The sequence below is a fragment of the Paenibacillus sp. FSL H7-0943 genome, assembly GCF_037963265.1.
GTDB lineage: Bacteria > Bacillota > Bacilli > Paenibacillales > Paenibacillaceae > Paenibacillus_AQ > Paenibacillus_AQ odorifer.
Genome location: NZ_CP150148.1, coordinates 2,633,664 through 2,655,015, shown reverse-complemented (window position 1 = coordinate 2,655,015; position 21,352 = coordinate 2,633,664). Strand labels below are relative to the sequence as shown.

General features: G+C 44.1%; 20 protein-coding genes. 4 read left to right on the top strand and 16 right to left on the bottom strand.

Going from position 1 to position 21,352, the window contains the following annotated elements:
* Positions 1-15 precede the first annotated feature (15 nt).
* Positions 16-540, bottom strand: coding sequence for a hypothetical protein (locus NSQ55_RS11360; RefSeq protein WP_076130648.1), 525 nt, complete (start codon positions 538-540; stop codon positions 16-18).
* Between the two features lie 24 nt (positions 541-564).
* Positions 565-2,076, bottom strand: coding sequence for a DUF4173 domain-containing protein (locus NSQ55_RS11355; RefSeq protein ID WP_339173365.1), 1,512 nt, complete (start codon positions 2,074-2,076; stop codon positions 565-567).
* Positions 2,077-2,188: 112 nt separating this feature from the next.
* On the opposite strand from NSQ55_RS11355, the gene NSQ55_RS11350 reads away from it, so the two are divergent.
* On the top strand, positions 2,189-3,880 hold the full coding sequence (locus NSQ55_RS11350) for an ABC transporter substrate-binding protein (RefSeq protein ID WP_339173362.1): 1,692 nt from the start codon (positions 2,189-2,191) through the stop codon (positions 3,878-3,880).
* Positions 3,881-3,951: 71 nt separating this feature from the next.
* Here NSQ55_RS11350 and NSQ55_RS11345 read toward each other — a convergent pair whose 3' ends face one another.
* From NSQ55_RS11345 to NSQ55_RS11315, 7 genes are all read right to left on the bottom strand, one after another.
* On the bottom strand, positions 3,952-5,940 hold the full coding sequence (locus NSQ55_RS11345) for a CotH kinase family protein (RefSeq protein WP_076148115.1): 1,989 nt from the start codon (positions 5,938-5,940) through the stop codon (positions 3,952-3,954).
* 88 nt (positions 5,941-6,028) lie between these two features.
* Positions 6,029-6,520, bottom strand: a complete 492-nt coding sequence (locus NSQ55_RS11340) for a DinB family protein (RefSeq protein WP_076187349.1) — start codon at positions 6,518-6,520, stop codon at positions 6,029-6,031.
* Positions 6,521-6,551: 31 nt separating this feature from the next.
* Positions 6,552-6,995 (bottom strand): GNAT family N-acetyltransferase, encoded by a 444-nt coding sequence (locus NSQ55_RS11335; RefSeq protein ID WP_339173359.1) that lies wholly within the window; start codon positions 6,993-6,995, stop codon positions 6,552-6,554.
* 124 nt (positions 6,996-7,119) lie between these two features.
* Positions 7,120-7,254, bottom strand: a complete 135-nt coding sequence (locus NSQ55_RS11330; RefSeq protein ID WP_256715869.1) for a hypothetical protein — start codon at positions 7,252-7,254, stop codon at positions 7,120-7,122.
* Between the two features lie 79 nt (positions 7,255-7,333).
* On the bottom strand, positions 7,334-7,867 hold the full coding sequence (locus NSQ55_RS11325) for an AAA family ATPase (RefSeq protein WP_339173356.1): 534 nt from the start codon (positions 7,865-7,867) through the stop codon (positions 7,334-7,336).
* Positions 7,868-7,983: 116 nt separating this feature from the next.
* Complete coding sequence (locus NSQ55_RS11320; RefSeq protein WP_339173353.1) at positions 7,984-9,402, bottom strand: NAD-dependent malic enzyme; 1,419 nt, start codon at positions 9,400-9,402, stop codon at positions 7,984-7,986.
* Between the two features lie 323 nt (positions 9,403-9,725).
* Positions 9,726-10,301, bottom strand: a complete 576-nt coding sequence (locus NSQ55_RS11315) for a hypothetical protein (RefSeq protein WP_339173351.1) — start codon at positions 10,299-10,301, stop codon at positions 9,726-9,728.
* A 139-nt stretch (positions 10,302-10,440) separates the two neighbouring features.
* Between NSQ55_RS11315 and NSQ55_RS11310 the strand changes: the two genes are divergently transcribed.
* Positions 10,441-11,436 (top strand): acryloyl-CoA reductase, encoded by a 996-nt coding sequence (locus NSQ55_RS11310; RefSeq protein ID WP_076187339.1) that lies wholly within the window; start codon positions 10,441-10,443, stop codon positions 11,434-11,436.
* Between the two features lie 51 nt (positions 11,437-11,487).
* Here NSQ55_RS11310 and NSQ55_RS11305 read toward each other — a convergent pair whose 3' ends face one another.
* Complete coding sequence (locus NSQ55_RS11305) at positions 11,488-12,276, bottom strand: cupin domain-containing protein (protein ID WP_339173349.1); 789 nt, start codon at positions 12,274-12,276, stop codon at positions 11,488-11,490.
* A gap of 183 nt (positions 12,277-12,459) precedes the next feature.
* On the opposite strand from NSQ55_RS11305, the gene NSQ55_RS11300 reads away from it, so the two are divergent.
* A complete protein-coding gene (locus NSQ55_RS11300) occupies positions 12,460-13,317 on the top strand; it encodes an alpha/beta hydrolase (protein ID WP_339173346.1) in 858 nt (285 codons plus the stop codon).
* Positions 13,318-14,804: 1,487 nt separating this feature from the next.
* Here the strand turns inward: NSQ55_RS11300 and NSQ55_RS11295 are convergent.
* Positions 14,805-15,311 carry a hypothetical protein gene (locus NSQ55_RS11295; protein ID WP_339173344.1) on the bottom strand — a complete coding sequence of 169 codons (507 nt, stop codon included), beginning with the start codon at positions 15,309-15,311 and terminating at the stop codon, positions 14,805-14,807.
* Between the two features lie 202 nt (positions 15,312-15,513).
* Between NSQ55_RS11295 and NSQ55_RS11290 the strand changes: the two genes are divergently transcribed.
* Positions 15,514-15,783 (top strand): excalibur calcium-binding domain-containing protein, encoded by a 270-nt coding sequence (locus NSQ55_RS11290; RefSeq protein ID WP_076130327.1) that lies wholly within the window; start codon positions 15,514-15,516, stop codon positions 15,781-15,783.
* A gap of 2 nt (positions 15,784-15,785) precedes the next feature.
* Here NSQ55_RS11290 and fetB read toward each other — a convergent pair whose 3' ends face one another.
* The 5 genes from fetB to NSQ55_RS11265 form a co-directional block, all read right to left on the bottom strand.
* Positions 15,786-16,547, bottom strand: a complete 762-nt coding sequence (gene fetB / locus NSQ55_RS11285) for an iron export ABC transporter permease subunit FetB (protein ID WP_076280315.1) — start codon at positions 16,545-16,547, stop codon at positions 15,786-15,788.
* A complete protein-coding gene (locus NSQ55_RS11280; protein ID WP_179088807.1) occupies positions 16,544-17,293 on the bottom strand; it encodes an ATP-binding cassette domain-containing protein in 750 nt (249 codons plus the stop codon). Before NSQ55_RS11280 ends, fetB begins: the two co-directional genes overlap by 4 nt.
* A 122-nt stretch (positions 17,294-17,415) precedes the next feature.
* Complete coding sequence (locus NSQ55_RS11275) at positions 17,416-19,041, bottom strand: glycoside hydrolase family 9 protein (protein WP_339173338.1); 1,626 nt, start codon at positions 19,039-19,041, stop codon at positions 17,416-17,418.
* Between the two features lie 157 nt (positions 19,042-19,198).
* Positions 19,199-19,948 (bottom strand): GTP pyrophosphokinase family protein, encoded by a 750-nt coding sequence (locus NSQ55_RS11270; protein WP_076130330.1) that lies wholly within the window; start codon positions 19,946-19,948, stop codon positions 19,199-19,201.
* A gap of 764 nt (positions 19,949-20,712) precedes the next feature.
* A complete protein-coding gene (locus NSQ55_RS11265; RefSeq protein WP_339173335.1) occupies positions 20,713-21,291 on the bottom strand; it encodes a TIGR00730 family Rossman fold protein in 579 nt (192 codons plus the stop codon).
* Between the last annotated feature and the right edge of the window lie 61 nt (positions 21,292-21,352).

The following is a 21,352-nucleotide window of genomic DNA, read 5'->3' as shown; positions in this document are numbered from 1 at the left end:
TTTTCCTATGACACTTTACATTACAACAGAATCCACACAATAACGAATCATATCTACCTTCTGATCCTGCAGCCAAAATTCAATACTCCGATGGTTGATTTTATCCACGTATCCGATAATCTCAGCCCCTTGCTCCCCTCTTTTATAATAAGAAGTGCCATAAGCCTTGATCACTTCGTCTGCTGAAGCTCCAATATGAATATCTCTTGCCGTACTCATCGTATGATCGGAATAGACGCTGATTAGAATGATCTTATCATCACCACGTGCTGTGGCTATTGTTGTCTCGTGACCCAGATCGTAATACTGATACCGCTCTATATCATTATTTGGCTTAGGTTCCCTAGCGATTGAATCAAGGCTTTGAAGCAGCTGAATGCCGCCCAGACTTTCCTGTTCAAGATGGGTGCTGGAAACACGCGAGTAATGATTTTGTTTGGGCGCATTGTATAAATAGATATGATAGATCCCGTAACTTAAACCTACCGTAATAAAAATGATGATAAATGACCAGCCTCTTTTAAATGGCTTCTTCCTCACTGACCTCACACCTTCTTCTTACCTTTACTGTGCAAAATATTCAGCCAGCTCACGCTGCGCCAGATATTGCGGGAAATTAAACGACTGCCATGCCTGCTCACGCTTATTGAGTTCTCTCCATTCATTCTTTAAAAAATCATCCAACATCCCATCTTCCTGTTCACTAAACTTTATCAGAGAAGGGATGACCTCCGGAGATAAACGGACCAAATAATTGGCATCCAATTTACCACTTGCCGCATAACGATCCATATTTTTATTAGCGATAATAACATCCATCCCGATATAGTTCATGACGACGTAGGAGATCAAGCCCAGCACAATATAACATTTCGCCAATGGCACACGCTGAACAGCTATCCGTAAGGCTGCAACCACCAACAATAAGCCCATAAATATCATAAATGCATGCACTAAAAACCGAGTCGTGGTATAGCCATACACCTCTTCATAAAGAGTCAGACGGGTATAGGCGGAATATAGCATAACTGTCGAGCAACCAACCAGAATGTAGAGCAGAACATTAATAAATTTTTGCAGCCCTCCACTTCTTTTTCCTTCCGACACCAAAGCCAGCAGCAAAATCACGAAATTAATCGCAGCCACCATAATCAGCTCAAAAAATCCACTACGTGCGTAATCAGCATATGAGCTGCCCTCTGGTAAAATCCCTTCCCATGCTCCAAACAAGTAAGAAAACTGTACGAAAACAAACAATACATATACCGTGTTAATGGCTATAAGAATCGTCGTCATAATTATCGGATCCATTTTAAAGCTTACAGGCGCCAGCACTGGACCATATTCCTTAGGCTGCATATTCCAGTCATAGATTTTCGAATTCACATACCCCCACACTAAGCCGAACAAGCCCATGCCCAGTAGGATAATCCACAGCACCCGCACAAAACCTTCCCCAAATGAAATCTGATCCAGCACATTCGGCAGTGCCAGCAGTACATGATGAAACACTCCGTCCGCTGAGGACAGCAGAGTAACCACAACCAGCAATATTGGAAAAGAGATCGCAAGTCCTATCAGCACTTTCCCCATAACCTGCTTACGCTCGTCCTTCATTTTACTGCCGCCAGTCCTTTTAATGATCGTAAACACAGTGCTCCAATGGCGGAAATTCTGTGGAAGCACATGCTCCAGCGTGTTCCCCACTAATCCAAGCCGGCTCCAAGCCGGCCGTTTATCACTAAGCAAATAAGTCATATGTAATAAAATCAACACCGGGATCACCAGCAGGTTCAGCCCAAAGAAGAAAAAATTATGAAAGAATAAATAGGTTAATGAAAGTAGAAATATCGCTCCAAACCAGAAGTAACTGAATTTGTTGAGCTTGCGGATTTTAGCCTTGGCATAATAAAGCATGAACGCATAGAACAGACACACAAAGATTGGATACGATAGGCCCGCCAGCTTTCCATAAAATAAATACTGATGAACTATTGCCAGTAAGAACGCCGCAAGCAAAGCAGCAAGCGATCGATTAAGCCTAAGTCCCGTTTCCGTTTCCATTTCCTCGGTCATGGTAATTACCCCCATTTTCTTACTTTCTCATCCTTATTTTACGTGATAAAATAAGAAAAAAAAGAGAAAGAATTTATTTATAATTTCCTATTTTCCGAAAGGAACCAAAACAATGAAGCTGCATAGCCAATTTTTAAAGCTGCAATCTCATTTTGGGGGAGCCACAGAAATCTCAGTGACGATGGATGAGTTGGCATTGATTTTCGGCTGTACACACCGCAATGCCCTGCATATTGTGAATAAAATGATGTTGCAGGAATGGATCAAATGGACGCCTAAGCGTGGGCGGGGAAGCCGCTCTTTGCTGCAATTTCTTGTTCCCTCCGAAGAAATTGCCCTTCAATCCATGATGCAGGCGATTAGCCGCAAAGATGTCCACAACGCTATAGAAGGTATCAAAACCCATGCCAGCTCCACCTCACTGCAGGATACACTGCAGGGTTGGCTGCTGACCTATTTTGGGCATCATTCTGAAATTCGTAGTGACAAGCAAATTGATACTCTCCGGCTGCCTATTACCCAGCAACTCCATACCTTCGATCCGCTCTATATGAATTTGCTGGCAGAGTCATTTGTTTCCAGCCATGTTTTCGACGGGTTAGTGAAACGAAGTGGTGAACAGGACAAAATTGTTCCCTGTCTGGCTCACGCCTGGGAAGTCGATGAGAGCCGGACGCTCTGGACTTTTTTTCTACGCAAAGAGGTGTTATTCCATCATGGAAAAGTGCTGACAGCCAAGGATGTAGTCTATTCCCTGGGACGGTTGATGCAAACCTCTAAACGGACACTCTATAGCTATATTTTCAAAGAAATCCAGCGGGTCACCGCATTAAATCCATCTACCGTTCAAATTACGCTTAAGCAGCCTAATGAACTATTTCTACCATTTTTGTGTACGAGCAGAGCCGCAATTGTACCGCGTGATTTAGAAGGAATGGATGAGCAGAGCTTTGGCCGTAGACCCGTGGGGACTGGCCCCTTTAAGGTTGTGGATATGACCGAGGACACTTGTGTGCTGGAGGTTTTTCCTTATTATTTTCAAGGACGGGCTCATTTAGATCGGGTTGAAATCCTTTATGTCCCGTGGGATACCGAAACGTCATCCTCTGATACGGGTTCTGCTTTTCACGTGATTCAGAATCCCTCATCCGCCAGTTCTTCGACCTGGAGCCGAATTCATTCGGAGTCTTCCATTCGGAAATTCGTCACCTGCAATACGCAAAAAAAGGGACCGCTAAGCGATCCCCTGCTTCGGGCAAAAATAGTCTCCTGTTTAAAAGACGATTCAGCGTCCATCGAGCAAGAAGCGATAAAAGATCAAGAAATCACGTTGCAAATCTCTACGATTCCACAATATGCTGGCGATGCTGATTTTATTGCCACTAGACTAGAGCAACAAGGTTATAAATGCAATGTCATTTCCGTGTCTCCAGAGGAATTTAAAGGTCCGATTCGGCTGGAATCAGACCTGATTGTTTTCTCATTATTCCGTGACGAGGATGAACAACTTCGTTTGTTTGATCTATACCTCACACTCTCTAAGCATATTGAACCGCACACTAGAGCGGATATTGAAGGCTGGTTATATACCATCGCGCGCGAACCTAATCCGGTGGCCCGAGCGGAAAGTTTCAGTATCATCGAGAACCGTCTGATTAAAGAGCACCACCTACATATTTTGTATGAAAAGCCGACTCAGACAGCTTATCTCCCCTCTGTCCGCGGGGTTAGCTTCAATAGCCAGGGTTGGGTCGATCTTCGTCATGTCTGGTTTCCGCCACTGCTCTCTAGCAGCACGAATTGATCTGCTTGAAATAAAAAATGCGGAAATCCAGAGCTTGCCCCGGATTTCCGCATACGCGATAAAGCTAATTATTAAGCTGCTGTTTTAGTCGTAGCTGTAACTGTAGAAGTCCCTGCATCCCACTTCACATCCATATTCAATCCCTCGGAAATAAATCTTACCGGAACCAGTGTCCGATTTCCGATAATTTGCGGAGGAACGTCGAGTGTGAGTGCTTTGCCATTGATGTAAGCAGTCTTGCTGCCAATGGCCATTACGATCGTTGTATTGTCTTTTACTGCGGTGATTTTCTTAGTCGTTTGATCCATGGTTACTGTAGCACCCAGAGCATTAAAGATTGCATTCACTGGCACCAGCACCCGGCCATCCTTATTCACAGGAAGCTGATCTGCAAAGCTGACCGCTGTTCCGTTTAAAAGTACGGATATTCCCTTAGTGCCCGTCGTGTTCGGATTCGTTGTTGATGGTGTTGTAGTTACAGAGGGAAGAGGTGTGACGTTAAGTCCTAGCTGGCCTTGCAGATTAGCGAGTCTGTTCAGCGCAAAGGTCATAATCGAACCTGCAGCCATTGTGCCCATACCTTGTCCCCCGCCTCCAGCGTTACCTGTTGGAGGTGTAGGATTACCATCAGTCGCAGTCGCTGTATTATCAGGACGTGCTGGCGGTGTCGTTCCATCCGGTGGTGTCATACCCTCCATCCCTTCAGGAGGAGTCATGCCTTCCATCCCAGCTGGCGGAGTCATTCCTCCACTACCACCCATTTCACCTGTTGCTGAATAAGTAACATTACTTTCAAATTGTTCCATGGTATAAAATTTGGTTGGGTCTGCTTGAACGTAAGGTTTGATTAAGGTAGCCAATTCAGTAATTCTGCTCTGAATTCCTTCCAAATAATCAACCAGCTCAGATACATATTTCAGGTATTTAGTCTTATATTCAGGCACTTCCAACAGATTAGCAATCATTGGGACCTGATCTAAACTTATCCCAAGCGTTGGATTATCAATTGATGCAGTTACTGCGTTGGTATTGGCTGCAAGGGTTGTTGCCGAAGTAGAAGTTGTGCCCGCAGCAGCTGTTGTATCTGTTGTCCCTGTTCTGCCGCCTCCGCCACCAGAATACCCGTTAAAGGACATGTTCATATCCCATGGAAGTACACTAAATTTACCGGATGCATCCCCGTACAACATATAATTATGACCTTTATCCCCGTTATAGCTGTCATAGTTACCCAATACAGCATTAGCGGCAATATACTTCAGTGCCGAATCCACATCTAGCACACTTTCAATAGAACCCTTCTCACCGGCAGGCATCTCATTCAGCACCTTGATGAAGTTCTTTAACGAAGCTTTATCATCTTCTTTACCTGTATCATAAGTTATCGTTTCGTAGTCACTGCCTTCTTTGTACTGCAGATAACTTTTTTCTTCTGTATCATACAGAACACCATCGTCATAATTTTCTCCATAGGTACGTTCTAAGTAGCTGTCATCTATTGCTTCCACACCTACATAAAAACCATATAATTCTCCGTTGATATACAGATTGGTGAACACAGTCAAAGGTGCATCCACACCAACAGAACGAAGCGCTTCGTAATGTAAATATTCACGAATATACGAAGGGTCCGAGAAATTATTGTTCAGTACCATTTTATCAAGACCAAGTAACGTTTGCTTCTTATCATATTTATCAAATTTCAGCCGGAAGCTGTATCTGTCCGAGTCTGTCATACTGGCTACCGATTTTAACGTCAGATTCCCTTTAGTAGAAAATCCAACATTTTCAACAACATTCCCGTCAACTTCAACCTTAACTTTTTTGTATTCTTTTTCGAGGGGACTTGCTAATATACTTTTCCAATCCGCATCATCAATCGTTACTTTAACATCAATGATTCTGTCACCCGCGAACAGGGATTCATACGCTTTCGTTACACCTGCATCCGCCGCACTAACTACGGGCGTGTTTCCAGCAACACCAAACGCCGTTGAGACGATAGCAAGACTTAGTGTAGCTGCCATGAACTTTCTCAGCAAATTTTTCTTCTTCACCATGTGTAATCCTCCTTGAAGTACAGATTTATGTTTTCGCAGTTCAAGGAGATTGTAAAATATGAATCTGAATATACGCTGAATAGCTTGTCTATGCTTTGCCAGGTAGGCTGTTTATCAGCCCTTTGCCAATCAGATTAGCTGAAACCGGCGGTTTTCCGATCTCTCTAGCCCAGACCGATAATTGCCCGACATGATGAATCTCATGAGCAATCACATGGCGCATTACCTCACCCCAGGCATCGGTCACGATCCTGCCATCCGGAAGGTGATCCTCAAAAATCCTCTGCTCCAGCCCCTCATGCCAAGCCGTTACAAAGGGTTCCACCTCTGTGTGGAATTTTGCATCCAATTCTCGTACTTGCTGCAAAGTCTTGTACCGCTCAAAATCCTCTTGGAAATCCGGCTTTCCTTGCAATACTTGAATCCAGCTCCACTCCACATCAACAATGTGAAAAAGCGTCTTAAGAATACTGCCTACACCACCTATACGTGTTGCGAGCAGCTCCTCCTCAGAAATATCTCCACACCACTCATACCATTGTTCACGGACCATCCAGTTATATTTAAAAAATGTATGCAGGTTAAAAACCTCCTAGAAAGTTGTGTGCTTTTTAATGGGAGCTTAAATGTTTTCGGTATCCCTCCACCTTTTCATCTCTATAACCTAACGATTCATAGAACACATGCGCTTCCTTCCGCTGCTCACCGGAGACTAAAATGATATAATAGCAGTCTCTTTCCCGGGCCGCTTGTTCAATGGCGTTCATAAGTTTTTTGCCAACGCCTTGACGGCGTGCCCGCACTGAAACCACCACATTCTCAATCACCATAAACGGTTTGCAGTCCCCCACTAAGTCCTGACACACGATCCCCATCAAAGACCCTAGTAACTCTCCTTCTACAAAAGCACCCAACAGGATGTAGCGGTTATCCGCCTTGACCCCTTTAAATACTTCTTCAAGCCTATTAAGGTCAGACGGTTTATTCATCAGCTCTTGATATAAATTCCCCAGTTCAGGAAGAGATTCCATTTCTATTTCTTTAATAACAACCATGATTGTTCATCCTGCTTTCTTTTAAATTAACAGCCCTGCTCATACACATATAGTCCACCATTCCGTGGATGAGATATACGCTTTCCATTATAACCTCTTTGGATCAACTGCTGCGTCAATACCTTCATAAAGAGTAATGCCCATAATTCCAAACTTCCTTCAACTCGAATTCATCTTTCTGTCCATCCCACTCTACTACCACTTTGATGATAGAATCCTCTCGCTCAAACGCACCAATCCCAGAATGTACGGACTTCAACTCACCTTTGACTCCCTCAATATTATTGCTGACTTCTTCTGTAGCCTGTTGAATATATTCCGCCGACCAAAAGTTCCTCCTATACCATTTGTAAATATCTCAGCACGATCTCAACGCGCTCTCCAACCGATAAATCTTCCTCTATTCGTAAAATAGGACATTCCAGTGTGGACATCCATTCCTCATGCAGCACTTTGCTCCTGACTTCAACTCCAGCAACATCATATAATGCCGCCCACTCCATAAAGGTCTGATATGCTTCGTATTTACTTCCTCCAGGCAAAATATGATCACCATATCTCTCGTACTCTCTGGCTCTTAATCTATCTAAACGAATTTCCGGTGGAAGTCCTAGAAAAATAACCAAATCGAATAATGGTCGAAGGCCATCTCCCCAGCCACATACCGCACCGCTTAAAATCCAAGGCTCCTTATGGGTCAAATCGCTTGTAAGTTTCGCTAATCGCGCATTGACCTCACGCTGCTTAGTGAATTTATGCTCCCAAAAATAGTCGTCACTGTCTAACTGGACATGTGGCAACACTTTAGCTAATTCGTAACCTAAAGTACTCGTTCCTACGCCTGAGGCTCCCATAATATGAATTCTTCTCATACACTCCCTCACCTTTAAGTGGATTTAAAGTTGCAATTCGGGCAATTTTCCTCCAAGTATAAAAACAAATAGACTGCTCTCTAAGTAAGCAAAGCAGTCCATTTATCGTATAGATCTTATTCCGTTATAGCTGCTACGTCTTTAGGAATCCGGCGTGCTGCATCCGTGGATATAGCTGCTTGGATTACTGCCAGGCGCACCTGTTCAACTACTTTTTCGTTAAAAATACTTGGGATGATATATTGCTCATTGAGTTCATCCGGATGAACGACCGATGCAATGGCTTTTGCCGCAGCCAGCTTCATTTCCAGATTCACAGTTCTAGCCCGGCAATCAAGTGCGCCACGGAAAATACCCGGAAAACATAACACATTGTTGATCTGGTTCGGATAATCACTTCTGCCTGTCGCTAGGACACGAACAAAAGGTTCTGCCAAATCCGGTTCAATCTCCGGTGTAGGATTAGCCATCGCAAAAACGATGTTATCACTGGCCATACTTTTGAGATGATCCACGGTTAGAATTCCCCCACGGGACACCCCAATAAAGACATCTGCCCCTCGTATAACCTCCGTTATTCCCCCCTCAATTCCCTCAGGATTGGTTGCGGCAGCAAGCTTCTGCCATTCCGGATTATCATATTGGAGATCTTTTCTGAGAACGCCTTCACGATCAACCGCATAAATATAACGCGCGCCCGCTGCCAGCAGCAGATTACATATGGACACCCCAGCCGCCCCAATACCCACAACAACAATCCGTGCATTTTCAATAGATTTATTTACAACTTTAAGCGCATTCAAAAGTCCTGCAAAAGCCACCACGGATGTTCCATGCTGATCATCATGAAATACCGGAATGTCCAGTTCTTCCACAAGCCGGCGTTCGATTTCAAAGCAGCGTGGCGAACTTATATCCTCTAAGTTTATCCCTCCAAAGCCAGGAGAAACTGCTTTTACGATATTGATAATTTCATCCGGATCTTTGGTATTTAAGCACAGCGGAAAAGCATCAATGTTCGCCAATTGCTTAAACAGCATCGCCTTACCTTCCATGACAGGCATAGCGGCTTCCGGCCCGATATCCCCTAGTCCAAGCACAGCAGTGCCGTCCGAAACGACTGCAACTGTATTTCTTTTCATCGTCAGAGAATAAGCTTTTCTGGGATCTTCAGCAATCGCCGTACATACCCGGGCTACCCCCGGCGTATACACTAAGGATAAATCCTCCCGATTTTTAATCGGCATTTTAGGTGTGATTTCGATTTTTCCGCCAAGATGAGCCAGAAATGTCCGATCCGACACGTTGATTATTTTAATTCCCGGCATCTTCGATAATATTGAGATAATATCTCCATTAGCTGCGTCTTGCACATTCACTGTTATATCTCGGGTAGTGACATCCTTCCCTGCACGTATCACGTCAATAGCAACAATATCTCCGCCAGCTGCGGCAATTCCTGAAGCAACATCGCCAAAAGATGCAACCGATTTCCGAATTTCGAGCCTGATAATCATTGTAGTCGCAATCGACATGAATTAGCCTCTCTTTCTTCAATCCTATTATTTAAAAAATACTATACTTTCCCATTTAAACATATCTTCCGCCTATTAACTAGATCAACGAAAAATTTTTCTTCTTACAGTATTCCCATCCGCACCCGACCCAAATACATCAGGTATGACAGCTACGGGCACAGAGCCATTTTTCCCATAAAAATAAAATTCATCATAATCTTAAGTGTATGTAAGCATAAACAAACCGTAAGCTCTTCTACTCTTCATTACCTTTTCTGCATGTTGTAGAGCATCCTCCCGATTTCTTTTCTCCACTGGCCCTTTCTAGTTGTTCTCCTTCACTAAGGTCTGTACTGCTCTTCTAGCAAAACAACCTTACCTTCTACAAATGTCAGATGGAATAATCTATCCATTAGCTCTTCGCTAATAAAACTCGTATAGTCCACTTGCTGATGTCTCGCCCCGTTTAGTTCAGCTATAGTTACATCAGGCTCCAGCTTAACCCGCTTAATTTCTTCGCTTGCGTTTCGGATATAGAATCCATTAGGCAATGATTCGGGTTCTAGTACACCATCTTCTTTAGCTGCAATTTCTGCCGCCGCTCCACCGAACCATTCCACCTCATCCAGATCCAGATAAACCGTATTCCCTTCTGTGATAACGCCCTTTATAAAAGCTAATTTTTTCTCCACTTGCGGTAACTTATAAATAATTTTTTTCAGTTCCTCCACACTCTCACCCTGCACTCCGCTCTCAGAGTTAGATTGGATTGAAATCTCACCCATAGTTTGAACTAGCTCCTTGGTAGTTGGGTTAGTCTCTTTTGGTGGCTTGTTATAAAAAGAATATCCATTAAAACCAAGTGAGACTAATGTGATACCCACTAAGACTGTAACCCTTAAATTTTTCCATTTCATAAGCTTCACCCTCTATCACGTGATTTAACGGAACCTTAATAAACAATTGCGCTATATCATAGACAATCACTAGTTGACCGGGCAGAATAAATATTATATACATGTCTTACCTATAACGTAGTTGAAGGAGCTCACACTTATGACAGAATCATTTCAAGCGTTAGTTGTCGACAAAACAGAATCATCCTTCTCCGTAGCTGTTAAACCGGTTACCCTAGAGGATCTGCCAGCTGGAGAGGTTGTAATTAAGGTTGCTTACTCCAGTGTAAACTATAAAGACGGTTTAGCCAGTATTCCAAACGGTAAAATTCTAAGAACATATCCCTTTATTCCAGGGATAGATTTATCCGGTATTGTGGTATCTTCCACAGACGAACGGTTTCATAAAGGGCAGCAAGTCATTGCGACAGGATATGGTGTTGGCGTATCACACTTTGGTGGCTTTAGCGAATACGCTCGTATTCCCGCAGGTTGGATCACTCCTCTTCCCGAAGGCCTGACGCTTAAAGAAGCTATGATCTACGGTACTGCAGGACTGACAGCCGCCTTATCCATACTGGCCCTGGAAGATCATGACGTTTCCCCGGACAAAGGCAAAGTACTTGTAACAGGCGCTACCGGCGGTGTAGGTGGATCTGCTATTGCCATGCTTGGCGCAAAAGGGTATAGCGTAGTGGCAAGCACAGGTAACGCCGAAGCTACCGATTACCTTAGAGGTATAGGAGCCGAAGACGTGATTTCACGTGAAGAGGTCATTGGCGGCGCCAGCAAACCCTTGGACAAACAATTATGGCAAGGCGCAGTAGATTCGGTGGGTGGTGACACCCTTGCCGCAGTTTTGAGTAAAATCACCTACAGAGGTTCTGTAGCTGCAAGTGGCTTAACCGGAGGCACTTCAGTTCCAACTACAGTACTTCCGTTCATTCTTCGGGGTGTTAACCTTCTCGGCATAGATTCCGTTGAATGTCCTGCAGACCTTCGCCAGAAGGCTTGGAAACGGATGGCGAGCGATCTGAAGCCAAGTCAGCTGGAGAACCTCGTGGATCGTGAAGTCACGTTAACCGAGCTACCGCAAGCATTGGAAGATATTCTACAAGGAAACCTTAGAGGAAGAGTACTTGTCCGTTTATCCTAGGTTTAACAACGAAACCTCCCGGAATCTAGAGTTCCGGGAGGTTTTTTTAGTTTACTCTTGGTTATTCGGATACTGGTAATGCGGCTGCTGCTGTACATAGGGTTGTTGGCGATAATGCTGATCATAACCCTGCGTATAGTACCCTTGCATCGGGTATGGCTGATAATTAAAGGCTTGTGTAGCTGGAGGCATTTGTGAAGATATCGGGATGGGTTGTGCCTGCATATGAGCGTATGGATTCATATTTGGCTGCATATTAGGATGCATATTTGGAGCCATATTAGGAGCCATATTGCTGCTGCCCATTACTTTATCTTCTTCGCAGCAGTCAGCAGGAGGGCCGATGAAGGTTCCAGGCTTGATTGGAGCTAAAGCTTCTTTTACCTTAGCTTCATTTAAGCAGTAAGTATGGGCTAATACATTTGCCGGGGTTTTGCTAAGAATATCCGAACCTAAGATAACCTCAGGAATAGGTGCGTCAAAAATCGCGAGCAGATGTGTATTGTCGACAGTAGCTATCTCATAATGCCACCAGCCTTGCGGCACATTTGCCACTTGACCCGGACAAATCGGAAAATGCAGAAGTTCATTTGTGAACGGATTGATTAAAGACACTACCGCTGAACCGCAGATACAATATACAAGCTCTGCAGCATTTTGATGATAATGAGGTTCAACCACATTTGATTTGCTAAGAAAAATATCCAGCAGTGATATGTTCTCGAGCGTATTCAATTGTTTAACCGACAGCAAGTTAATGAAGTTGTTGGCATCTTTTTTAAAAAGTGTATTAGTGTTCACATCAAAAGTAAACTCTGTATTGGGGGACGTATAGTCCATGTATGAAGTCACTTTTTTTCCTACCTTTCTGTTGCTATAAATTTTTGCTTTCCCTAAACACAAGATATGCGTTTGCCTATGCCTAGGTGCGGAGATTCACTACTCCTGATAAAAATTCATCTTTCTTTTCTAAACGGGGCATCCTCTAAGTATTACACTCTCACCCCACATAGGAGGCACAGTATGAAATCGTTTCGCACAAAAATAGTGTTAGCTTTATGTATCACTGTCTTTACAATTATGGGTTTCCACCCTATGAATCTTAGCTCCACAGTTGAGGCCGCCAATAACAAAACAGCAGCGAAACAAGCGCCTCTTACATTCGTTCTAGTTCATGGGTCTTGGGCTACTGCTGGTTTTTGGGATCAAACGGCCGCCGCACTTCGCAGCTTAGGACACACCGTCTATACTCCGGAATATGCCGGACATGGCGGGGACAAAAACAATAATGTAACGCATGCGCAAATCACACAGTCTGTTGTCGACTATATCAAGCAAAAAGACTTAAAGGATATCATTCTGCTCGGACATAGCTTTGGTGGTTCGGTGATCCAAACCGTCTCTCAGGAAGTACCGGATCGAATCAAACGTCTGGTATTCTTCGACGCCTTCGTACCACTGGATGGGCAAAGTGTGGCGGACCAATTTCCAGCTGATTCGCTGAAGTACTTTGAACAGCTGAGAGATACTTCCGGCAATAACACCATAACGCTCCCTTTCCCTCTTTTCCGGGATACATTCGTCAACACCGCCAGTCTTGCGGAAGCGCAAGCTTTTTACAAACAAGCTCCTCCTGAGCCAGCAAGTCCACTTTTCGAAAAGCTTGATCTCAAGAAATTTTACAGTCTCCAGATCCCTAAAAGTTACCTTTATCTAACGGAGGACACCGCGATACCGCAAGGTCCATACGGATTCCACCCTACACAATCTAGTCATTTAGGCGTCTTCCGCTTCATCGAGGGCAAAGGAGATCACATGACCACCGTTCGAACCGAACCCAAAATGCTGGCGGAATTAATGGTGAAGGCGGGAAGAGATTAGTCGTTTAACAGCTGGATAGTCTAGGTAGCTGTTGTGGCTTGAGCTGGGGTTTTTGGCGCTGAGCCGGTGATTGAGCTGAGCTATGTGATGTGAGTTGGGCTATGCGATGCGAGTTGGGCTGATGGCTCCAGTTGCGCTTTGTGATGTAAGCTGAGCTATGCGATGTGAGCTGAGCTATGTCACTCTGAGATAGCCTTGCCACTTTGAGCTGGCATTGTCACTCTAAATATACTAGAGCTTGGCGGTGATCGGACCGAGGAGCTCTTATTTTCATAATTTCAGCGATTTAGCCATGCTATCGGACTCAGATGCAACTATTCGCCCAAATGTACCCCTATAATGCGTGATTTTAGGGGAATAAGAGCCATACAGTCCGAAACTCTCGCCAGAACGATCATAATGCCAAAATAGCTGCAATACGGTCCGTAACGATGTCTGAAGCGCTGTCTCTTAAGTAATCACCAACGTAGGCTGATCATTTGTGACGCGAGCTGGCATTGTCACCCTGGGCTGAACATTGTCTCTGATGATTTGTGACGCTGAGTTGGCCTTGCCACTTTGAGCTGGCATTGTCACTCTGAGCTGAACATTGCCACTCTAAATACACTAGAGCTTGGCGGTGATCGGACCGAGGAGCCCTTATTTTCATAATTTCGGCGAATTAGCCATGCTATCGGACTCAGATGCAGCTATTCACCCAAATGTACTCCTATAATGCGTGATTTCAGGGGAATAAGAGCCATACAGTCCGAAACTCTCGCCAGAACGATCATAATGCCAAAATAGCTGCAATACGGTCCGTAACGATGTCTGAAGCGAGGTTTCTTAATTAATCACCAACGTAGGCTGATGATTTGTGACGCTGAGCAGGCATTGTCACGCTGAGCTGGCCTTGCCACTCTGAGCTGAACATTACCACGCTGAGTTAGCCTTGCTACTTTGAGCTGGCATTGTCACTCTGAGTTAGCCTTGCCACTCTGAACTGGCATTGCCACGCTGAACTGAACATTACGACTCTAAATACACTAGAGTTTGGCGGTGATCGGACCGAGGAGCTCTTATTTTCATAATTTCGGCGATTTAGCCTTGCTATCGGACTCAGATGCAGCTATTCGCCCAAATGTACTCCTATAATGCGTGATTTTAGGGGAATAAGAGCCATACAGTCCGAAACTCTCGCCAGAACGATCATAATGCCAAAATAGCTGCAATACGGTCCGTAACGATGTCTGAAGCGCTGTCTCTTAAGTAATCAGCAACGTAGGCTGATGATTTGTGACGCTAAGTTGGTATTGTCACTCTGGGCTGAACATTGCCACTGATGATTTGTGACGCTGAGTTGGCATTGCCACCCTGGGCCGAACATTGTCACTGATCATTTGGAGAAACAGACCACGTGGACTGAACGATGTGCTTTCGAATCAAAAAAAGAGCAAGCATATGGGAACCCCCTACTACGCTTGCTCTTTTTCCTATCCATAACTAACCTACTTCCTAGGCAATCCGCCACGCGGCAGCTCGGGGTCCGATGTCACTCCGGTAATCACCCAGCTATTTTTCTCTTGCACAAGTGAAATTGTCAAAAGTATAGAAGGTGCTGGTCCACTTGAAGTCGCAGTATCCAAACGCATTTCTATGACCTCTGAGTTCTTGTTAATTATCGTTTCTTTAGTGACCTCGTAGTTCGTGATCCAAGGGCTGGAGACACCCGTCACCCAGTTTAGTTCGACAAACCGCGGATACATAATCTTTTTGAAATCTTTAGAGAAGATCGAATATTGAATCGAGGCATTCCGATGCTGTAATCCGAACCCGTATAGCTCTGACGCTTGAATTGCAGAAGGTAATATAATGTGCCTAGACTCCGGAGCTGGCTTGGGCATAGCCGATAGCAGTTCTCCATTAACGTGAGTCATAGTAACGGGGGCTGATGCACCCATAGCCATTCCCGGCAGAAGCAACAATCCCGCAATTAAGGCAGTCGCCATTTTCATTTTGCTAATTAGAATCACCTCATTCGTAGCCTGTTCACTACATGTGAATTGAATCTAATTATTCCCCCACTTCACTTATAAATATGTACACGGTTTCCAAATCCACCAATAATGTATACCTCAATGAATTAAACTGGTAATATAAAATACAACGATACTACACAATCATTAATTCCATTAGATTTTTATAGGAGAGGTTCCCATGAAAAAAATCTTAAACATTTGTCTAGCAGCAGGCCTGCTACTCACTCTATCCGTCGCTACCTTGAATACAGCTAGCGCAGAATCCAAGGCCAAAACCTACAAAAACTGCACGGAGCTAAACAAAGATTACAAAGGTGGAGTAGCCATTTCCAGCTCAACCAAGAACAAAGGCGGCAAAACGAAATACAAACCCTACGTATCGAAAGAACTCTATAATGCCAATAAAAAAAGCGACCGTGACAAAGACGGAATCGCTTGTGAGAAATAGGCTTAGCCTTGCTCCACTATTTGCTTGAGCCTTAGATCCGGCGTGAAAAAGAGTCGGTAGCTCAGTACACTGAGCAGCATACTCGTTATGGCAGCAGAGGCAGTGAACGAGAACACAATTAATATCTGATAACGAACAGCTACTACAGGATCAGCACCCGCGATGATCATTCCGGTCATCATTCCAGGGAGTTGAACAAGCCCAACCGTCTTCATACCGTCGATGGTAGGAATCATGCTGAATTTTACAGATCTTTTTCTAACTTCCTGGATCGCCTGTGGGACCGTTGCGCCAAGAGACAACAACGTTTCAATCTCCCCTTTGCTCTGCTGAATTTCATGCTTGATATGGTTAATGAACAACCCTGAAACCACCATAGCACTGCCAATGGTCATACCGCTAATCGGAATGATATATTGTGGCGTAGCCTCAATGATATGTAAGCTGAGCAGAATGCCCATCATGAGCAGTTCCATAGTAGCAATCGCCAGTCCAATTCTCCAGACTAATCCGCGCAAGCCTTTGCCTCTTTTGGCTGCATTCCATGCGGCTACACTGATCATAAAGAGTATTATCACAATTACATAAATGACCTGATCCGATTTAAAAATAAATTGCAGCACATACCCCACCGCAAGCAATTGAATGGCCGACCGCACTGTGCCTACAATGATATCTTTTTCCAGTCCGAGCTTTTGCCACACGGAGACCAACATTGTCCCTAATACAAACAGAAGCGTGAAACTTAGTGCTGTATAACTCATAACAACGACGCTCCTTCCGAAGGCCGAACGAACCTTTTAGCCAATTCTTCCGCAGATTCAGCAAAAAAAGACTCGCTCACATGCTGTTCCAACCTGCCTTTTCCCATAAACCATGTAGTTGTGCTTATTCTGCTCGCCTGCTTAAGATCATGAGTGACCCAAATCATCGAAGTGCCTTCTTCCTTATGCCAATCCTCTAGTAGCTTCTCAACCATTTGAGTGCTGTTAACATCGAGCGAAGCGGTGATTTCATCGAGCAATAATACCGTAGGTCGGAGCAGCAAGGATCGAATTAAAGAAATCCGCTGCTTTTCACCACCCGAACAATCTGCCGCTTTTTTGCTTAAATCCAAATGCTCCAGCCCCAATTGCCCAATTAGTCGCTGCACTAGTTTAAGATCATAAGGTTTGTCATGCAGTCTGCTGACAGTTCTTAAATTATCCTCCACACTGCCAGACAGCATGACCGCTTGTTGTGCTACAAACCCTATTTTCATCCTCCATAATCTCGCATCCATACTTTTATATGAAGTCCCATTTACCAACATATCTCCCTCATTCGGAGCATCCAAGAGAGCTAGGATTCTAAGGAGTGTACTTTTCCCTTGGCCAGAGGCACCAATCAATGCGATGCGGTCCGATTCAGCTATGTCTGCGGAGATCTCCGAGAAAAGATATTTCGAAGTTTGGTCGTTACTTTTCCAATTAAGTTTTGCAAGTCTCTGAATCTCAAAAATACTACTCAATCCCCTACCTCCTAATACCATCCGCTAAAATAGCATACCGTCTAGTATTATAGCATTTCAGCTATAAAAAAGAGAAAGACATCCAGTTTCAGGACGTCTTTCCCTATTCGAACTATTGCTTTTTATTGATTAAAACGGGCCACAACAAACACCGCAGGTGAATTCCAATAGATCGTCACTTCATTCGTAGAATAGCTAAGCTCATGATCGACAAAGCACTGCGCAGCTGGTTTTCCTTGTAAATGCTCAACTACATATTCATCATGCAGCCCACGATCTGGCCCCCCTGACACCAATCCCGGCACCGGATCAGCCACTTGGTCACCTACAGAAGGGCGATGATGCGGATTCATCACGGCATGATCCCCAAACCCGGTAACATAGCTGATATCCAGAACGTTACGCCCCATCAGATAATGTAGATGATCTAAGGCACAGTCCGCAAAACCGGAGTCTCCACTAAAATATTCAGCCGCCAGCAGCAGCATTGCATTGTTCATTACTAGCATATTGCTGCCCCAGATATAGTCCTCCTCTTTTAAGGAGATCCTATAGCCCTCCTCACGACTCTGTTCCGCTAATCGTTGCGCCTCAGCAACAAGCCCTTCTTTTAACGAGGCATATAAACCACGGTCTGCTTGCTCCTCACCATTTAACAGATAAGCAATAGTGCCATAGCCCCCCATATCACCCCAGCCTAAACTGTATTTTGGAAAAGCAAGCTGCACTAGCTGCAGAACAGCTTGATGATATTCCTCTTTCCCTGTCGTACGATACAGCTCCGCCGCTGCCCAATACCGCTCGTCCTTATCGACTCCATCCCCGTATTCTCCAGTGCTAATCTCAGGCGGATTCGTAAAACCGGGTACATCTGGATGCTGTACAAGCCATTCCCATGCTGCCCCCGCAGCATCCAGACATTTCCCCGCATAAGCAGCATCAAAAGGCTTGTACACTCTTGCAGCCATAGCCATAACACCAGCAAAATCCCCAGTTGCAGTAGCAGATAATGGTGAGAAGTACAGGTCTGCTGTATCGTCCTCAGGCATAACATCCAGACCAGGAAAGCTTAACGTAGTCAATTTATGGTATACACCACCTGTTGCGGAGTCTTGCATTTTAAACAACCAATCGAGCTCCACCCTGCATTCCAGCAGCACATCTGGCGTAGATCCATCACTTTCAGGCAATGGGATAGCGCTTACAAAAGCCGAGGGATATAATTCATATGCAAGCAGCATATCCGCGATAGCTTTCGCTCCGGGACCGCTATATTTTCCATAATCACCTGCATCATGCCAGCCACCCGAACAGTCTAGTTGAAGATCCGGTTGCCCATATACAATCCCTTTTGCGGTATGACACGCCTTGTGCTTCCAATCTCCAGCATATTCTTCAGTCAACTCAACACCACAGCGATAATAATAAAAAGCTTTCAGCAAGCCCTGTTGAAGCTCATGATAAGGCTGATCTGAGATTGAAAAGGATGCCGAAGCTAGACCCTCGCCCTGCTCAATCCGATATCTTCCCTCAGTATTGACCTCCGAGAAATCACCTGTGTGCAAAATAACTCCACTGGCTTTATCAAATCTTCCAGTATCTGAACTACCTTTGAACACAATAGTCCCACTATCAACATCAACTACCTGAAAATCATGCTCAGTACCTGTAAATACTACGATCTTTTGTCCATCCAGCGGATATCCGATTTGATTCACAGTAATGGTGCGAAGTGTACGCTCGCTCATCTTCATTCTCCTTTTATGTAAAAATGATGAAGCTGAAGTAACCATTCTCTTCTAGTTGAGAATACTCTATTCTAGTTATCTATGGCAATGATGTATACAAGAAAAAAACCTAGAGTCACCCGAAAGGAAACGGATAACTCTAGGCGGACAAAACAGCTTATTTGTCGTCAAGCAATTTAATAAAGTTAGCTGGAAGTGTGAACTGCTTATTATGAACCACTATACGGCGAAGCTCTTCCTCGAAGGAGCTAAGATCATCTTCATCATCGTCTTTAATTTCCTTTATATCCCGGTGCAGACGCTCCATTTGCAGATCAAGGGCATGAGCGGCATCCGCCGCATTTTTCAGTTCACGAGTCATACTCTCAGGTACTGATTTATTATATTTATAAAAGATTTTATGTTCGAGGCTTGCCCAGAAATCCATAGCAATGGTACGAATTTGAACTTCTACACAGACAAGCTCCTGGCGATCGGACATAAAAACAGGGACTTGAATCAGCAAGTGAAGACTCTGATATCCGTTAGGTTTAGGGTTCTTAATATAATCCTTTACCTCAAGGACCGTTAGATCATCCTGCTTCTGAAGCATCTCACTAACATGATAGATATCAGAGATAAAAGAACAGGTGATCCGCAGACCAGCGATGTCTTTAATACAATTTTTCACTGAATCCAGCGATAATTCACCATTTTTGCGCAGCATCTTGTTCATGATACTTTCTGGAGACTTAATACGCGATTTGGTATGTTCAATTGGGCTGTAATCATGCAGAGACTGAAACTCCTGTTTTAGGATCTCAATCTTCGTTTCCATCTCATCCAATGCAAATTTATAAATTAACATGAAACGAGTGATATCGTGCTTAAGCTTCTTAAATTGTTCGATTTGATTCTCGGGGGTCATTATCTCATTTCTCCTCTTGTAGCGTTTCTCTATATTTATCATAGCCAATCCACTAGTGAATTTCAAATTCAGCGGTAATGTAGCCATAATCCAAACCTCACACTTCGTTTGATTACGTACCTTTTGCGCCGCGAATCCACTTGCGAAGTCGCTATAGGACCCAGTTGACCTTATACACAGTATAATCCCATAATCGGGATGCTATCGGACTCCATAATCGCTATTGGCAAAAAAACACAAAATATGAACCTCTTCATACGAAATAACGTCACTGGAGTCCGAAACCCTGCTCAAAAGGAGATAAACCTAAGAACCAAACCCATGATGCCCAAGCAACTAAATTAACCCAAATAACCAAACTAGCCAAAGCTCCTCAATATGTTACGGACCGTATTGCAGCTATTTGAGCTTTTGGGTCATTTTTACAGAAGTATCGGACCGTATAGCTCTTATCACCATGTAACAGTGCAGAATCGGTGTGGTTATGAGTAAATAGCTGCAATATAGTCCGATAGCTCGCCTAAAACATTCGAAATGGAGAAATAAGGTCAGCTGAGTCCGATCCATCGGAAAAGTGTGTTCACAAGCATGGGGGATAGTTCAAATCGCGCGAGAACCCAAAGTAACCTAAGTGCAAATAACGCCTTCTGAGTCCGAACGCTAAGCGGTAAAGGTCATGGAGAAACTAATGCCTGATTTCGGTTGGTTTACGTCCAGATCACAGTGTACCCGAGTACCCGATCATTAAACTAATAGTTCATTATTCAGTTGAGCTGTTTCCACTTTTGCTCAAGCGTTTGCGGAACATACTCCTTCAATAGAGTTAAGAGTTCCAACGGCTCGTTGGATACGTTTAGCAGACTGAGATGCGAAGAATTAGAGAAGCCTTCTTGAATACTGTTATGTATCAGATTCATCAGAGGATCAAAATAATTCCTGATATTTAGAACCCCTACCGGCTTCTTGTGTATGCCAATTTGTGACCAGCACAAAACCTCAAAGAGCTCCTCATACGTTCCAAACCCTCCAGGTAAAGCAATAAAGCCATCTGCCAGCTCTCCCATTTTTGCTTTACGGCCATGCATATCCTCTACTTCTATCAACTGCGTTAACTCTCTATGTACCATTTCCCCATTAAATAATCCTCTAGGCATTACCCCGATTACCTCGCCTCCACCATTCAAAACAGCATTAGCGACTTCACCCATTAATCCGATTTTTGAGCCACCGTAAATTAAACGATAATTATTCATAGCCATGTAATTACCAAGTTCAACAGCTTTAGCTTTATAATCCTCATGCAACCCTAAATTCGATCCTGCGAAAACACATATTGATTTCAAAATCTCATCTCCAAACTATATATTGATAATGTCCGCTATCTAATATACTATATGTTGGAGT